Source organism: Luteimonas cucumeris (genome assembly GCF_007830035.1).
Taxonomy (GTDB): domain Bacteria; phylum Pseudomonadota; class Gammaproteobacteria; order Xanthomonadales; family Xanthomonadaceae; genus Luteimonas_C; species Luteimonas_C cucumeris.
In genome coordinates this window covers 26,074-41,349 of the sequence record NZ_VLKN01000001.1, presented here as the reverse complement: position 1 = coordinate 41,349, position 15,276 = coordinate 26,074, and the positions used below count along the sequence as shown (strand labels likewise).

The 15,276-nt window shown below is 67.4% G+C and carries 15 protein-coding genes; 7 read left to right on the top strand and 8 right to left on the bottom strand.

Going from position 1 to position 15,276, the window contains the following annotated elements; all coding sequences use genetic code 11:
• Positions 1-83: 83 nt before the first annotated feature.
• The 3 genes from IP90_RS00205 to IP90_RS00195 form a co-directional block, all read right to left on the bottom strand.
• Positions 84-818 carry a rhamnogalacturonan acetylesterase gene (locus IP90_RS00205; RefSeq protein WP_199753357.1) on the bottom strand — a complete coding sequence of 245 codons (735 nt, stop codon included), beginning with the start codon at positions 816-818 and terminating at the stop codon, positions 84-86.
• Positions 819-865: 47 nt separating this feature from the next.
• Positions 866-2,221, bottom strand: coding sequence for a pectate lyase family protein (locus IP90_RS00200; RefSeq protein ID WP_144897490.1), 1,356 nt, complete (start codon positions 2,219-2,221; stop codon positions 866-868).
• Positions 2,222-2,386: 165 nt separating this feature from the next.
• A complete protein-coding gene (locus IP90_RS00195; RefSeq protein WP_144897488.1) occupies positions 2,387-5,182 on the bottom strand; it encodes a TonB-dependent receptor in 2,796 nt (931 codons plus the stop codon).
• 181 nt (positions 5,183-5,363) lie between these two features.
• Between IP90_RS00195 and IP90_RS00190 the strand changes: the two genes are divergently transcribed.
• The 3 genes from IP90_RS00190 (at position 5,364) to IP90_RS00180 (ending at position 7,938) form a co-directional block, all read left to right on the top strand.
• Positions 5,364-6,383 carry a sugar kinase gene (locus IP90_RS00190; RefSeq protein ID WP_144897486.1) on the top strand — a complete coding sequence of 340 codons (1,020 nt, stop codon included), beginning with the start codon at positions 5,364-5,366 and terminating at the stop codon, positions 6,381-6,383.
• Between the two features lie 221 nt (positions 6,384-6,604).
• A complete protein-coding gene (locus IP90_RS00185; protein ID WP_144897485.1) occupies positions 6,605-7,171 on the top strand; it encodes an OmpO family porin in 567 nt (188 codons plus the stop codon).
• 173 nt (positions 7,172-7,344) lie between these two features.
• Positions 7,345-7,938 carry an outer membrane beta-barrel protein gene (locus IP90_RS00180; RefSeq protein WP_144897483.1) on the top strand — a complete coding sequence of 198 codons (594 nt, stop codon included), beginning with the start codon at positions 7,345-7,347 and terminating at the stop codon, positions 7,936-7,938.
• Between the two features lie 538 nt (positions 7,939-8,476).
• Here the strand turns inward: IP90_RS00180 and IP90_RS00175 are convergent.
• The 5 genes from IP90_RS00175 to IP90_RS00155 form a co-directional block, all read right to left on the bottom strand.
• Positions 8,477-9,499, bottom strand: a complete 1,023-nt coding sequence (locus IP90_RS00175) for an NAD(P)H-dependent glycerol-3-phosphate dehydrogenase (protein WP_144897481.1) — start codon at positions 9,497-9,499, stop codon at positions 8,477-8,479.
• A 3-nt stretch (positions 9,500-9,502) separates the two neighbouring features.
• Positions 9,503-10,024 (bottom strand): protein-export chaperone SecB, encoded by a 522-nt coding sequence (secB, locus tag IP90_RS00170; protein ID WP_144897480.1) that lies wholly within the window; start codon positions 10,022-10,024, stop codon positions 9,503-9,505.
• A 140-nt stretch (positions 10,025-10,164) separates the two neighbouring features.
• Positions 10,165-10,602 carry a rhodanese-like domain-containing protein gene (locus IP90_RS00165; RefSeq protein WP_144897478.1) on the bottom strand — a complete coding sequence of 146 codons (438 nt, stop codon included), beginning with the start codon at positions 10,600-10,602 and terminating at the stop codon, positions 10,165-10,167.
• Positions 10,603-10,750: 148 nt separating this feature from the next.
• The gene (locus tag IP90_RS00160; RefSeq protein ID WP_242007430.1) at positions 10,751-11,161 is read right to left on the bottom strand and encodes a hypothetical protein; all 411 of its coding nucleotides are present in this window, start codon (positions 11,159-11,161) and stop codon (positions 10,751-10,753) included.
• Positions 11,162-11,192: 31 nt separating this feature from the next.
• Positions 11,193-11,651, bottom strand: a complete 459-nt coding sequence (locus IP90_RS00155) for a YiiD C-terminal domain-containing protein (RefSeq protein WP_144897476.1) — start codon at positions 11,649-11,651, stop codon at positions 11,193-11,195.
• A gap of 70 nt (positions 11,652-11,721) precedes the next feature.
• Between IP90_RS00155 and IP90_RS00150 the strand changes: the two genes are divergently transcribed.
• The 4 genes from IP90_RS00150 to IP90_RS00135 are packed head-to-tail and all read left to right on the top strand — an operon-like array spanning position 11,722 to position 15,215.
• Positions 11,722-12,513, top strand: coding sequence for a uroporphyrinogen-III synthase (locus IP90_RS00150; RefSeq protein ID WP_242007429.1), 792 nt, complete (start codon positions 11,722-11,724; stop codon positions 12,511-12,513).
• 23 nt (positions 12,514-12,536) lie between these two features.
• Complete coding sequence (locus tag IP90_RS00145) at positions 12,537-13,508, top strand: uroporphyrinogen-III C-methyltransferase (protein WP_242007428.1); 972 nt, start codon at positions 12,537-12,539, stop codon at positions 13,506-13,508.
• A 44-nt stretch (positions 13,509-13,552) separates the two neighbouring features.
• On the top strand, positions 13,553-14,803 hold the full coding sequence (locus IP90_RS00140; RefSeq protein WP_144897471.1) for a heme biosynthesis HemY N-terminal domain-containing protein: 1,251 nt from the start codon (positions 13,553-13,555) through the stop codon (positions 14,801-14,803).
• Positions 14,804-14,813: 10 nt separating this feature from the next.
• Positions 14,814-15,215: a hypothetical protein gene (locus tag IP90_RS00135; RefSeq protein ID WP_144897469.1), complete on the top strand. Its 402-nt coding sequence runs from the start codon at positions 14,814-14,816 to the stop codon at positions 15,213-15,215.
• Positions 15,216-15,276 lie beyond the last annotated feature (61 nt).

Genomic DNA, 15,276 nt, shown 5'->3' with positions numbered 1-15,276 from the left:
TGCGCACGATGCGTAGATTCCGTCTGCGAAGTTTTGCGGCAGGCGGAGATCCGTTTCGTGCGCACAGCGCACGCTACGCGTCGTTATGGCTGCAGCAGATCCTTCAGTGGCAGGTCGAGCTCACGCAGGCCTTCGACCACGGCCTCGGCCATCAACGCCGCGCCCTGCGGGGAGAAATGCGTGTTGTCCTGGAGTCCGTCCGGGTAGTTGGACGATTCGCCGGGACGCAGCCACAGATACAGCGACTTGGAACCCTCCTCGCCGTGTTCGCGCAGGATTGCCTCGCTGCGCGCCAGCAGGTCGATCAGCGCCACTTCATGCTGCGTCGCGACGTCGCGGACGATGCCGGGATACTCGCCGTGGCTGTCCTGCAATCGCCCCTGCTCGAAGCGGCGGCGCGCGACCGGCGTCAGCAGCACCGGAGTGGCCTTGTGCGCACGCACTTCGCGAACGAAGCGTTCCAGGTTGCGGCGATAGTCGTCCGGCGGCGTATAGCGGTCTTTCTTCTCCACCGACTGGTCGTTGTGGCCGAACTGGATGAACACGTAGTCGCCTGGCCGCGTCGCATCGATCAGCGCCTGCCAGCGACCTTCGCTGATGAAGGTACGCGTGCTGCGCCCGTTCATCGCGCGGTTGTCGACGATCACCGCGCCGGTTTTGACATGCGATTCGAAAGCTTCGCCCCAGCCGGTTTCCGGCCGCTTCTGCGGGCGCTTGGCCGCGATCGTGGAATCGCCGGCAAGCCACACCGTCACCGGCACCGCGGGTGTCGCCGTCGATGCCGGCCACGACAGCCCGCACAGCACCAGCAACGCCATGACAGATCCATAGGCGCGGATCCGCCACCCGCGTGCTTCCGTTTCACTCATCGCAACGGCCCCGCCGCCCACGTCACCGTCAGCGGCAGCAACCAGGCAGGATCCATGCGTCGGTACAGCACCGGCGCCCAGCTCGCACCGTTCTCGATGTCGGTGTCATTGACGGCGTTGTAGGCCACGACCGGATCGAACGCGCGCAGGTTGTGCGCATTGCCTTCGGCCAGCAGCTGCGTGCCCTTGAAGCCGCCAATGAACAGGTCCGACGTCACCCCGTGGCTGGCCAGGAACTGGTTGTTCTGCGCGACCATCTGCGACTCGGCGCCGACGCCCCAGCTGTAGGCGTAGTGTTCCGCACCGGTGCTGCTGATGCTGTACAGATTGTTGTAGACGTGCACCTGGCCGAAGCGCACGCGCGGCGCGCGCTGGCCGAGGTCATGCAGCAGGTTGTGGTGCAGGGTCACGCGCAGGCGGTTGCGGTCGGCGCTGGCGCTGTCGGACGAACCGATGAGCATCGCCTTGTCGTGGTTCGCGAAGAGGTTCCACGACACCGTCACCAGGTCGGAGGCGTTGGTGATGTCGACCAGGCCATCGTGTATCTGGTAGAGGCGGCCAAAATAGGTCGGCAGACCCGCATCGGCGGTTTCGACGTCGAGGAAGGCGTTGTGGTCGAGCCAGACGTGGGTGGCGTTGCGTACCGAGATCGCGTCGTACAGCGAGTTCCAGTTGCCTTCCGAACCATCGGCCGGATCCCAGGCCGGAAAGCAGTCATGGGTATCGACGAAGGTGAGGTTGCGGATGATGACGTTGGCCGGCGCGTTGTTGCTGCCGCTGCCCGGACGGATGTCGAACCAGGCGCCGCGGATGGTCGCGTTTCGGGTCGCACCAACGATCGTCGTGTTGGGCGGGATGCGGATGCGGATGCGTGCGGTCTGCGCGTCCGCCGAGGCGTCGCGCGCGCGTTCCTGCGGCCCAGAAGGTTCGTCCTCGCGTCCCCAGGTCGCCGGATCGTACGCGGTGAGGTACTGCTCCAGCGAATACAGCTCGCCGGTGTCGGGATCGGCGCGGACATAGTCGTCGCAGCGCAGCGGCTGGTTGTCGTCGTCGACGTTGGCATCGATGACGCCGGTGACCTGGATGATCTTCGGCGTCGGATCGGGATAGGCGAGCGCGGCAACGAGTGCATTGCGGTCACTCACCACATGCACGCGTTCGGCGCTGGCGGCGGAACCGCCGGTGGTGCCCAGTGGGAATGCTTCGGTAGGCAGCGAGGCCCAACCATCGTTGGCCGGCAGGGTTTCGCGCGAAAGGTCGGGGTAGCGGCCGGCCTGCGCCGGCAGGGCGAAGGCGGCGGCCAGGACGGACAGGATGGCGCCGTGGATGGCGTTGCGGATCGAACGGTTCATCGTGCTGCTCCTCATGCGGGCCATGGCGGTGGCGACGAGCTTCGACAGCGATGTGGCGGAGGATGTCGGTAGTACGGTTACCGCGAAACGCAGAACCCGGCGAAGTCGAAACATCGCCGGGCCTTGCTGGCTAGCGTATTGCACTGGTGATCGCCAACCGCGCGATCACAGCTTGAAGCGCACGCCGACGAAGTACTGGCGGCCGGTGTGGTTGTAGACCGAGGTACGGTCGCCGATCGAATCCAGCCACTCGTCGTTCCACTCGTCGGTCAGGTTCAGGCCTTCCAGGCTCAGCTCCCAATGGTCGTCGACCTTCCACGACAGCGACGCGTCGACCGTGGTCGGGCCGGCGGTACCTTCGACGTCGTTGCCGTCGCGGCCCGGAACCGTGGTCAGATAATCGCTGCGGTTCGCCACCGAGACGCGTCCGGAGAAGCGCTCGCCTTCGTAGTAGAGCGTGCCGTTGTAGGCGTTCTTCGACAGGCCGATCATCGGCCGCTGCAGCGACAAGGCGCCGGTCGAGGTCAGGTACTGGATGTCGGAGTCGATGTAGGTGTAGTTCAACTGCACGCCGAAGTTGCTCCACTTGCCCGGCAGGAAGGTGAACGGCTGCTGGTAGTTGGCCTCGATGCCCTGCAGCGGACCACCGGGCGTGTTGAGCGGCACGGTGAACACGAACTCGTCCTGCGGCGTGGCGCCGGTGCCATCGAGCAGGCTCGCCGGCAGGCCACTGTCGGCGTAGATGCGCGTCTCGCGGGTGTTCTGCACGTAGCTGTCGATGTCCTTGTAGAACAGGGCCAGGCCGAGCAGCGCGCCTTCGTCGAAATACCATTCCAGGCCCAGATCGTAGGTCTTGGCGCGGAACGGCTCCAGATTGGGATTGCCGCCGGTGACCGTGCGTGCGCCACCGGCGACGTTGACGGTGACACCCGGGGTCAGGAATCCGAGTCCCGGACGCGCCATCACCTTGGCCGCGCCGAAGCGCAACAGCAGCTCCGGCGTCAGCTCGGCGACGAGGTTCATCGACGGCAGCGTGTCGCTGTAGTCGCGCTCGACCACGGCGAGCACCGGTGCGCCGGTGACCGTGGCATAACCCTGTGTGTTGAGATCGGTCTTGACGTGGCGCACGCCGATGTTGCCCGAGAACGGCATCGAACCGATCTCGGTGTTGAACTCGCCCTGCACCCAGATCGACTTGCTCTTCTCGGTCACTTCGCGGTCGTTCACCGGCCGCGAGGCGACTTCGAACATGCCGTTGTTGGCGTAGATATTGAACATGCCGGCGAAACCGTCCACGTTCGGCACGACCCACGTGCCGGGCGTAGCATCGACGTCGTAGACGCTGACCAGCTTGGTGAGGCTGGCGAGCGTGGCGGCGTCGATCTCAGGAACCTCGCCTTCGCCGGTGATGCGTCGGCCTTCCTCGGTGCTGAACTTGTATTCCTTGGCGGCGACGCCGCCTTTCAGGCGGAACACGGAGGTCATGTCCCAGTCGAAGTTCAGCTGCCCGGTTTCGTAGGTGTTCTCGACCCACTGCGGACGCAGTCGGATCTCGGCCAGCGTCCAGCCGTTCGGATCGGTAGGATTGATGCCGTAGTTGAACACCGGCAGGCGATCGTTGCCGCGGTAGTCGTAGCTGTAACCATCGACATCAAGCTTGTCCATGATCACCGTGGTCTGCACCGGGTTCTGGTGCGCCGAGCGCGAACGCCCGATCAGGCCGGTCATGCGGAAGCTGTCGCTGAAGCGATGCTCCCCGTCCAGGCCGATCTGGGTGAACTTGGTGTCCCACAGGTCGATGCGCGATTCGGAACGGATGTCGACGTTGTCGAACCGGCCATAGACCAGGTTGTTGCGATCATCCAGCGCGCCGTCCAGCACCACGGTGTCCTGCTTGCCACCGCCACCGCGACTGAACGAGATCGCCTCGATGTAGTCCTCGGTGCGGGTCGCGCTGATTCGCGCGTAGAGCAGGTCGAGGTTGAGGTCGGTGTTTTCGCTCGGCTTGAACTGCAGCGCGCCGGTCAGACCGATGCGCTCCTGCTCGTGGTGCATCAGCGAGTAGCGCGGGATGCGCGGATGGAAGTTGGCCGAGTCCAGCGCCGGCGTGTATGGCGACGATTCGTCGAAACCGCCATTGCTCGTGCCCGATGCCCAGCGCCCGCTGCCGCTGCCTTCCTCGGCCATGTTGCGATCGGTCCAGGCGACCGAGAACAGCGCGCCGAAGCGATCGTCGGCCCACGAATTGCTGACCAGCATGGCGGCGCGCGGGTGGGTGTCGCTGTTGAGATCGTTGTAGCCGAGCTGGCCGCTGGCGACGAAGTTGAAGCCGTCGTAGTCGAACGGCCGCGCGGTGCGCAGGTCGACGGTCGCGCCCAGCGAGCCCTCCTCGACCTCGGCCGATGCGGTCTTGCGCACGATCAGCTGGCTGAACAGTTCGGAGGCGAACACGTTGAAGTCGAAGCCGCGGCCGCGGTTGGTGCCGCCGGAACTGTCGGTGGAGCCGACCGTGGTCAGCGCCTCCATGCCATCGATGCGGACGCGGGTGAAATCCGCGCCTAGGCCGCGCACCGAGATGTTGCGGCCCTCGCCGGCATCGCGCGAGATCGCGACGCCCGGGATCCGTTGCAGGGACTCGGCCAGGTTGAGGTCGGGGAAATCGGCGATGTCCTCGGCCACGATCGCATCGACCATGCCCTTCTCGCTGCGCTTGATGTCCAGCGCCTGTTCCAGGCTCGCGCGGTAGGTCCCGGTCACCACTACGGTGTCCAGTTCCTTTGGGGCCGACTGCTGCGCCGCGGCCGGCGCGGCGGCTGCCGCCGCATCTTGCGGCGTGGCGGCGCTGGCGGCTGTTCCGGCCTGCTGCGCATGGGTCGCGGCTGGTTGCAGCTGCAACGCCAGCCCGATAGCCAGGGCGAGCGTGGTAACCGGTGTCTTTTTTGTTCCGAATAACGTCTGCATGGATCCCCTCCGGTGGAGCCAACCCGCTCTGGCGACGGTTATTGACTGGCTAGTCGTGCTTGGTATGGTGTCCTGGCCCGCAAAATGACACCGCTGGTCAAAACCCTAGCAAAAGGTTTCGGCGGAAGCATGCTGCGGTGCAAGATGGCCGCTCGAGGGCCGATCCGGTAAGGGAGGGGACATGCCTAAAAACATCGTGTGTTTCGGGGAATTGCTGCTGCGACTGGGGGCACCAGGCCACGAACGCCTGCTGCAGACGCCGCGTCTGGATGTGGTCGTCGGCGGCGCCGAGGCCAATGTCGCGGTCGCGCTGGCGCAGCTGGGGCATGCGGCGGCGATGGTCAGCGTGGTGCCCGACAACGCGCTGGGCGTGGCAACCGTCGGCGAACTGCGCCGCCACGGCGTCGATGTCGCTGCCGTGCACACGGGTGCGGGCCGGCAAGGCCTGTACTTCCTGGCTACCGGCGCCATGCACCGCGCCAGCGAGGTGTTGTACGACCGCGCGCAGTCCGCGTTCGCACTCGCATCCGCCAGCGGCTACGACTGGCCGCGACTGTTGGCCGGGGCGGACCTGCTGCACCTGTCCGGCGTGACTCCGGCGCTGGGCGCGGAGACCGCCGCCGCCGCGATCGCCGCCGCGCGCGTCGCGCGCACCGCCGGCGTGCAGGTGTCGTTCGACGGCAACTACCGCGCCAAGCTGTGGGCGGCCTGGGACAGCGATCCGCCGGTGGTATTGCGGCAGCTGTTCGCCGAGGCCGACATCGCCTTCGCCGATCATCGCGACATCGAACTGGTGCTGGGCCAAACGACGTCCGGTGACAGCCGCGAACAACGCATCGAGGCCGCCGCGCGGCAGGCCTTCGGTGCATTCCCGCACTTGCAGCGCATCGTCACCACCCTGCGTACCCAACACAGCGTCGACCACCACGAACTCGGCGCGATGATGGTGACGCGCGACGGCGGCGTGCATCGCACCACGGATTACACCCTGACCGCGATCGTCGACCGCATCGGCACCGGCGACGCCTTCGCCGCCGGCGTGCTGCATGGCCTGTCGTCGGCGATGACCGACGCCGACGCGCTGCATTTCGGCCTTGCCGCCGCCTGTCTCAAGCATTCGGAGCCCGGCGATTTCAGCCGGGCCAACCAGATGGAAATCGAAGCGGTGATGGCGGGCACGGGCTTCGACGTGCGTCGCTAGCCTCTGCGAGCCTCAAACACTCCGGAATGTTTGTCCATGCACGATGCGGCGCGATGCATGCGCGCCTGACCTGAACATCGGCGGAAAGTTTCAGAACTTGTGAGTCCAATATTCAGTTTCCGTTATCCGGTGCCGCGGATACTGCGTGCACCGGCTGCGAACGGGATCGCGTGATCGCCTCAGCGCTGGTCAAAAAATAACCAATCAGAGGCTTCACCCCCATGAAGAAATCCTTGCTCGCGCTGACCCTGCTGGCTGCGCTGCCCTTCGCCGCTTCCGCGGCCGATGGCCTTTCCTACAACTATGTGCAGGGCGGCTATGTCGCCACCAATGGCGACGCCGATGCCGACGGCTGGGGCCTGGACGGCTCGGTCGCAATCCACCCGAATTTCCACCTGTTCGGCGGCTACAACAACCAGAAGCTCGACGACAGCAACTTCGACATCGACCAGTGGCGCGTCGGCGTGGGCTACAACCACGAGATCGCGCCGACGGTCGATCTGGTGACGCGCGTCGCCTACGAGAAATTCGATCCCGGCTACAACCTCGACCTCGATGGCTGGAGCGCCGAAGTCGGTGCACGTGCCGCACTCACGCCGCAGTTCGAAGGCTATGCGATGGCTGGCTACGAGGACTTCGAGGACACCCGCATCAGCCGCGTCGATGGCGATTTCTACGGCCGCGTCGGCGCGCAGTACAAGTTCAACCAGAACTGGGGCGTCAGCACCGACGTCAAGTTCGCCGACGGCGACACGCAATGGTTCGTCGGCCCGCGCCTGACCTGGTAATCGCACCACGACATCGCGATTGACGGCTCTCTCCCCCGGCCGTCGCGATCCAAGCCCGGCTTCGGCCGGGCTTTTTTATGCGGGGGCATGCACGCGGTTGCCGGCCTGATTAACGATAATTTATCATTCTGGCGCCGCGATCGCGGCCATACACATACAGGACAGGGGATTTCATGAAGAAGCAATTGGTGCTGGCGTTCGCGCTGGCGGCTTTACCGTTGACCGCTTTCGCGGCCGAGCCGGGCTACACCTATCTCGAGGCCGGTTATGCACGTCTCAACATTGATGTCGACGACGTCGGCGATGCCGATTTCGACGGCTTCCAGGTCCGCGGCTCGGTCGAAGCGGGCAAGGATTTCCATTTCTTCGGCAGCTACGGCTCCGCCACCAACGACGATGCCGGCATCGATCTCGACTTCAGCGAACTGCAGCTCGGCGTCGGCTACCACTATCCGCTCAGCGACAGCACCGACGTGCTGGCCGAGATCGGCTACCTGCGCCAGGAACTCGATGTCGACGAATTCGGCGACGCCGATGCCGACGGCTATCGCGCCAGCGTCGGCTTCCGCAGCGCCTTCAACGAGAATTTCGAAGGCTACGTGAAAGGCAGCTACAGCGGCGGCGACTTCGACGGCTTCTCCGCCCTGGTCGGCGCGCAGGTCAAGTTCAACCCGACCTGGGGCCTGGTCGGCGAACTGGAAGCAGGCGAAATGGGCGAAGGCGTGGACGCCACCAAATACCTGATCGGCGTACGCGCCAGCTTCTGAGCGTGATCAGCGAAAACAAAAAGCCCGACTTCGGCCGGGCTTTTTTTGGCTGATTGATTCGGTTTGGCTTGGCTTGCCGACGCACAAAACGCTCGCAATCCCATAGACCCGCAGGGCGGCGCACATGGATGTGCGCCGTTTTCCGACCGAGCCAGGAGGGCGAGTCGGAAAATCTACGAGGACTGCACACCGCTACGGGAGCTGTGATCGGGGAAGACCCTTTTCTTTACTCAGGGCTGCGCCCTTCGCCCTTCGGGCCGGCTGCGCCGTTCGCGCCTGCGGCGCAGTGGTTACTTTCTTTTGGGTCAGCAAAAGAAAGTGACCCGCTCGCGCAGCGGGCGGAAGCCCTTGGACCTGAAAGGTCGGCAAATGCTCCGAAACATGCAAAGTCACTGGATTATTCGCTCCGCTCACCCCTTCGGGGCCGTCCTTCGGACGTTCTACGCGCTTCGCGCTTGTCCCGCCTCGCTCATCCTGAGCCTGTCGAAGGACGCGGGGATGACGGCTTACAAGCAAGAGCAGCGGAGCGAACGTGCGCTCAGCGGAACAGCGTTTCCGGATATTCCGCCTTCTGCTCGCGCCCCAGCAGTTGCCGCAAGCCATCGGCCGGCGTCAGTTCGCCATGCAGCACCGCCTGCACCGCACGCGAGATCGGCAGTTCCACGCCGTGGCGTTGCGCCTGGCGCATCACTTCGTCGGCGGTCTGCACCGACTCGACCACCTGTCCGATCTCGCGCACCGCGTCGGCGATCGATTGCCCTCGGCCCAGCGCCAGGCCCAGGCGGCGGTTGCGCGACAGGTCGCCGGTGCAGGTCAGCACCAGGTCGCCGAGGCCGGCCAGGCCCATCAGCGTTTCCGGCTGCGCACCGATCGCCGCGGACAGGCGCAGCATCTCGTTGAGGCCGCGGGTGATCAGGCCGGCACGCGCATTGAGGCCCAGCTGCATGCCATCGGCGACGCCGGTGGCGACCGCCAGCACGTTCTTCATCGCGCCGCCGAGTTCGGCACCGACCATGTCGTTGCCGGTGTAGGCGCGAAACGCCGGTCCGTGCAGCACGTCGGCGACCTGCTGCGCGAACGCGGCATCGTCGGAGTGCACGGTCAGCGCAGTCGGCAGGCCGAGCGCCACTTCCTTGGCGAAGGACGGACCGGTGACCACCGCCAGCGGCACGTCTTCGCCGAGGATGTCGGCGGCGACCTCATGCAGGAAACGCCCGGAACCAGGCTCGAAACCCTTGGTGGCCCAGGCCACGCCGGCGCCGGACGGACGATGCGGCGCCAGCAGGCGCAAGGTTTCGGCGAAGGCGTGCGACGGCACCACCACCAGCACCAGTTCGGCGCCGCGCAGCGCGAGCGCGAGGTCGGTGGTGGCGCGCAGCGATTCCGGCAGCGCGATGCCGGGCAGGTAGCGTGGATTTTCGTGGCGCTGGTCGATGGCCGCGACGCCATCGGCGTCACGACCCCACAGCACGACCGGATGATCGTGCCGTGCGATCAGCGCAGCCAGCGCGGTGCCCCAGGAGCCCGCGCCCAACACCGCCACGGAGGGCGCGGTGGTCATGGCTCAGGCGTTGCCGGCCGTCTCCGTGCCGGAGGACAGCTCGCCGTTCTGCTGCGACTCGGCGCGCTGGCGCAGGCCTTCGGCATAGACCGCGTCGAAGTTGATCGGCTGCAGGTAGAACGGCGGGAAGCCGCCACCCTGGATCAGGTCGCCGATCGCCTGGCGCGCATACGGGTACAGCACGTTCGGGCACTGCGTGCCGAGCATGGCGTCCAGGCCCTGGTCGGCGAAACCGCTGAGGCCGAACACGCCGGCCTGCTGCACTTCGGCCAGGTACGCGGTCTTGCCGTTGACGGTGCAGGTCAGGGTGATGCCGAGCACGACTTCGAACACGTTGTCGCCGAGCCGCTGCACGCGCTGGTTGAGGTTCATCTGCAGGTCCGGCTGGCCCTGCTCGTTGAACACCTGCGGCGCGTTCGGCGCTTCGAACGAAACGTCCTTCAGGTACAGCTTCTCGACCACGAAGGTGGCGCCGGCGGCCTGTTCGGCCGGAGCGGCCGCGCCGTTGCTGGTTTCGTCGGACATGGTGCTACTCCAATTCGGTTGTGCTTGCGGGTAAGAGCGGGATTATTGCATGGGGGTGGAACGGGGACTGGGGGCTAGGATCTGGGGGCTGAAAACGGAAGCGCGCATCACTGCAAGCCCCCAGATCCCAGACCCTGCTTTCAGCCCTTGCCCTTCACCAGCGGCAGATCCGCGTGCTGCCAGGCGGCGATGCCGCCGTCGAGCCAGTACACCTTCTCGAAGCCGGCCTTCTTCAGCCGCTTGGCGGCATCCGCCGAAGCCTGGCCGTTGCGGCATACCGCCACCACCGGCAGCGCGCGCGCGCCGGCGAGCAGCTTGTTTTCGGGATCGAACTGGCTCGGCGCCACGTTGCGGCTGCCGGCGATATGGCCCTTCTCGAAGTCGCCGATGGCCGACAGGTCCACCACCAGCGCGTCCTCGCGGTTGATCAGGCCGGTCAGTTCGGCCGGGCGCAACGCCTTGTACGGACGGAACAGGCGGGCGACTTCCAGGTAGACGATGGCGACCGTCAGGCCGACCAGGGCCATCGACAGCATCGGATTGCGGCCGGCGAAGGCCAGCAGTTCTTCGAAATTCAAGTGGGGATCATCGGCGCGACACGGGCCGCGATTGTCGCCGAGTCGCGGCGACGGCGCAAAGAAAGCCCACTTTGCTGTGGGAGCAGCTTCCAGCCGCGAAGTACCGCTGGCAATTGCTGTCGCGGCTGGAAGCCGCTCCCACAACCCCTCAGCTACCCGCCCACAGGTCCGGCAGCCCCTGCCGCACCCACCAGGTCTTCTTCTCCGGATCCCAGCGCCATTCTTCGCGATAGCGCACGCTGCGCTCGGCCTGGGTGTGACGGTTGATCACGCCGATCTCGATCAGCCGCGCCGGACTGCCGTCGGGCAGCACCGTGCTGTCCAGGTCGCGATACGCGGAGATCTGCACCTGCGCATAGCGCTCCAGGTCCAGTTCGGTCAGCGGATGCTGTTCGCGGTACTCCGGATCGACGCGCTGCCAGGCGCTCTCGTACTCGCCCCAGCGGATCGCGCTGGCGTAGGCGTTCTGGGCGGCCAGCAACGCGTTCTTCTGCTTGCCGTCACAGCCGGCCAGCGCCAGCAACAGCACCGCCAGCACGATCATGACTTTGCGCATCATCGCCGCACTCCCCTTGGACCTGGCGTGCATCCTAACCCTTGGCGAAGGCGACGAAGCGCGCGCGGAACGTCGCCGCGACACCACCATCGGGCAGCGGCACGCGCGCTTCGACGTGGGTGCGGGCGCGGCCGCGCGCGCGCAGGCTGGCAATGAAGTCGTCCCACGACGCCTCCGTCGACAACTCGGCTTCGGCTTCCAGGTCGGCGAACAGCGGCGCCAGGTAGCGCACCTGGTTGTCGGCCACATACACGTCCGAATGCAGCCCGGCCGCTTCCAGCCGCATCGATACCAGGCCCCACGAGGCCAGCGTCATCAGCGAGTTCATGCTGCCGCCGAACGCGCAGCCCTTGTCGTTGACGTGATGGGCCAGCGGCGCCTGCAGACGCAGGCGTTCGCCGTCGTAGTGGGCAATGCGCAGGTGCATCGCCGCCACGGGCGGCATCGCCTGGTAATAGGCATCGAGTTTCGCGAGTGCGGTGTCGGTATTCATCATGTCCGAGTCTTGGGATCGAGTGTCAGGATACGTGCCCGATGCTCGATGGCTATGCCAAGCTGTCGTCGTGCCGTCTCCGATCTCCTCCGACAGAGCGCTCGCCGGCTGGCAGCTGATCTCGCTGCGCCCGGCCGGCGAGCACGCCGAACTGCGCCGCGCCGCCGCGCGCCACGGCGCGCGCGTGCTGGCGCTGTCGCCGTGGCGACTGCGGCTGCTCGACGATGCGACGACGCGTGCATGCCTGCGCGAAACCCTGCAACTGGAACGCGTGCTGTTCACCAGCCCTGCCGCCGTCAAGGCCGCGGCGACGCTGCAACGCCTGCGCGCACGACGCGGGCAGACCTGGCTTGCCGTCGGCGAAGGCACGGCGCGCGCATTGCATCGCGCCGGCGTCGCACAGGTGCACGCACCGACGCGGATGGACAGCGAAGGCCTGCTGGCGCTGCCGCCATTGCAATCCCTGCGCGGCAGCCGTGTCGGCCTGGTCACCGCACCGGGCGGACGCGGCACGATCACGCCCGCACTGGTCGCGCGCGGTGCACGCGTCGTGCGCTGCGACGTCTACACCCGCGAGCCGATCGCGTGGAATCCGCAGGCGCTGGCGCGACTGCGCGCGCTGGCGGCGCCGTACGCGCTGGCGCTGAGCAGCGGCGAAGCCCTGCAACGCACGCTGGCCGCACTGCCGCCGGAACTGGCCGACAAGCTGCGGCTCGCGCGCGCGATCGCGGCCAGTGCGCGCCTGGCCGCGCTGGCGCGCGCGGCAGGATTCGACGACGTGATCGTCGCCGACAGTGCGCGCCCCGCGGCCCTGCTCGCGGCAGCGGCGCATGCGGCCGCAGGCCCGCTTCCGTTAGCATGAGCGGCCTTGCGCAGACCTTTTCCGTGAACGACCCGACCTCTTCCGTCCCGATCCGCCGCACCCGCTCAGGGGGCTGGTGGCTGCTTGCCGTGCTGCTGCTCGCCGGTGCCGGCTGGTGGGGCTGGCAGGCCTGGCAGTCGCGCCAGGCCAGCGCGCAGGCGCAGGTCGCCGACGCCGAGCAGCGCGTGGGCCTGCTCGAGGAGAGCCTGGACGCCCTGCGCCGCGACCAGCGCTCGCAGGCACAGCGCCTGCAGCAGGCCGACGCCACCAACCGCGTGCTGCGCGACGAACTGCTCGGCATCGGCCAGCGCGCCGCGCTGCTCGAGGACAACCTGTCCCGGCTCGCCGATCCCGACCGCCACGGCGCGCAGGCCCTGCGCCTGGACGAAGTCGAATTGCTGCTGACCAGCGCCGCGCAGCGGCTGGATCTGGCCTCCGACCTGGACGGCGCGCGCCGCAGCTATGCGCTTGCCGCCGGCGTGCTCGACGGCATCGACGATCCCGCCTACCTCAGCCTGCGCCAGACCCTGGCGCAGGAACGTGCCGCGCTGGACGCCGTCGGCGCCGATCCGCGCCACGCCGCTGCCGGCAAGCTGGAAGCCTTCGCCGCGACCTTGCAGGCGCTGCCGCAGCGTCGTCGCGCGGTGGAATCGGCGGACCTGTCGTGGTGGCAACGCGCGTTCGGACGCATCGTCGAGATCAGGCCGACGCAGGGCAACGTGATCGTCGAACCTGTCGACCGCGGCGCCGGCCTGGCCGCGATGCAGCTGGAACTGACGCTGGCGCGCGCGGCGCTGGAACGTCGCGATGCCGCTGCCTGGCGCACCGCGCTGGCGCGCGTCGACGCTTGGCTCACGCGCCTGTGGCCAGACTCGACCGAACTGCGCGCACGCCGCGACAAGCTGCGCAGCCTGCAGGCGCAGCCGTTGACGCTGGACCTGCCGGTGCTCGGCAGCAGCCTGCAACAGCTGCGCGCCTTGCGCGGCGCGCGCTGAGCCGTCGTCGAAGCACGCTGTAACAGCACCGCAAGGAGCCTGCGATGAACCTGTTCCGCAACATCCTGTTCTGGCTGGCCCTGGCCGTGGTCGGCGCGTTGGTCGCGCAACTGCTGCTGCAGGATCCCGGCTACGTGCTGGTGCGCTATCGCGGTCATGACTACACCACCACCGTCACTTCCGGCCTGCTGATCCTGCTGGCGCTGGTGTTCGCGCTGTGGGTGCTGTGGACGTTGCTGGCATTGCCGTTCCGCGCCTGGCGCGGCATGCGCCAGAAGCAATCGCGCGCGCGGCTGGCCGACGGCCTCAACGCCCTGCACCAAGGTCATTGGGCGCGTGCGGAGAAGCTGCTGCTGCAGGCCGCCGAGGACGAACACGTCGAAGCGGTCGCACGCATTGCCGCCGCGCGTGCGGCCGATGCCCGTGGCGACGCCGTCGCCGCGCAGCAGCACCTCGATGCACTCGGCGAGCGTCATCCAGCTTCGCGCGCCATTGCCGTCGCCGAACGTTCGCTGGCCCAGCATCGTCCGACCGATGCGCTGGTCGCGCTCGACGCACCCACCGCGCAGCCGTTGCCGCCGCGCGGCCTGGTGCTGCGCGCCGAAGCGCTGGCCGCGTCCGGCCAGGCCGGCCAGGCCTATGGCCTGCTCGGCGCGATGCGGCAACAGAACGCGCTGCCGGACGAGCGGTTGGACGAACTACAGGCGCGTTGGGCCGAGGCCTCGCTGCGCCAGGCCGCCGATGCCAACGTGCTGGCCGAGCGCTGGGAAACGTTGCCGAAGACCGCCAAGAGCGAAGCCGAGGTCGTCGCCGCCTACGCCGAACGCGCGGCGGCACTGCGCTGGGACGAGGCCGCGGCAAAAAGTCTCGAGCAGGCGCTGGATACGCGCTGGGACGAATCGCTGGCCGACCTGTACGGACGCCTGTTGATCGGCCGCCTCGACGCACGCCGCGCCAATGCCGAACGCTGGCTGCAGACCCACCCGTCCAGCCCCGCGCTGCTGCTGGCGTTGGCACGACTCGCACGCGCGCAGGGACAATGGTCGCAGGCCGAGGAATACCTGCATCGCGCCCTGGCGCAGGGCGCCGGCAGCGCCGCCTGGGAAGAACTCGGCAGCGGCCTCGCCGCCGCCGGCGACGAACCGCGCGCGCGGCTCAGTTACGCCAACGCACTGCGCGCCTCGCGCAACGAACCGGTGCAGGAACTGGCCGGCCGCGACCTGCGCCAGAAGATCTACGACCAGGCCGCCGTGGAAGAACGCAACGAACACGGCATGCCGCGCCTGCGCGAATAACATCGCCACCGTGGCCGACCGGCTTCCACGCTCGCTCGATCCATCCGCGCTGGGCACCGTGCCGGGCGCACGCCACTACTTCCGCTATCCGCTGCACGACGACGACTTCCATGCGCTGCGCCAGCAACGGCGCCTGCTCGGCTACTACGCGGCCAAGCCGCTGTACGGCCGGCTCGGCCGGCTCGACCGGCGCGGCCGCGTCGATCGCAGCGCCGGACTCAACGGCGAAGTGATCGCACTGTTCGTGCCGTCGCCGGCGCGCTCGTGGTCGCAGGCACGCCTCGTCCATGCGCGCATGCCCGCCGCTCAAACCCGTCGCGAAGACGGCAGGCGCAACTGGCCGGCGATCCGTGCGACAGCGGAAGCCGCGATCAGGCGCGAACTGTGCGTCGCCGCACCCATTCGCACCTAGGGTGGGCCCTCGGCCCACCATCCCCAAACCCGTTGCCACCTACGGCACGCAAAGCGGTTCC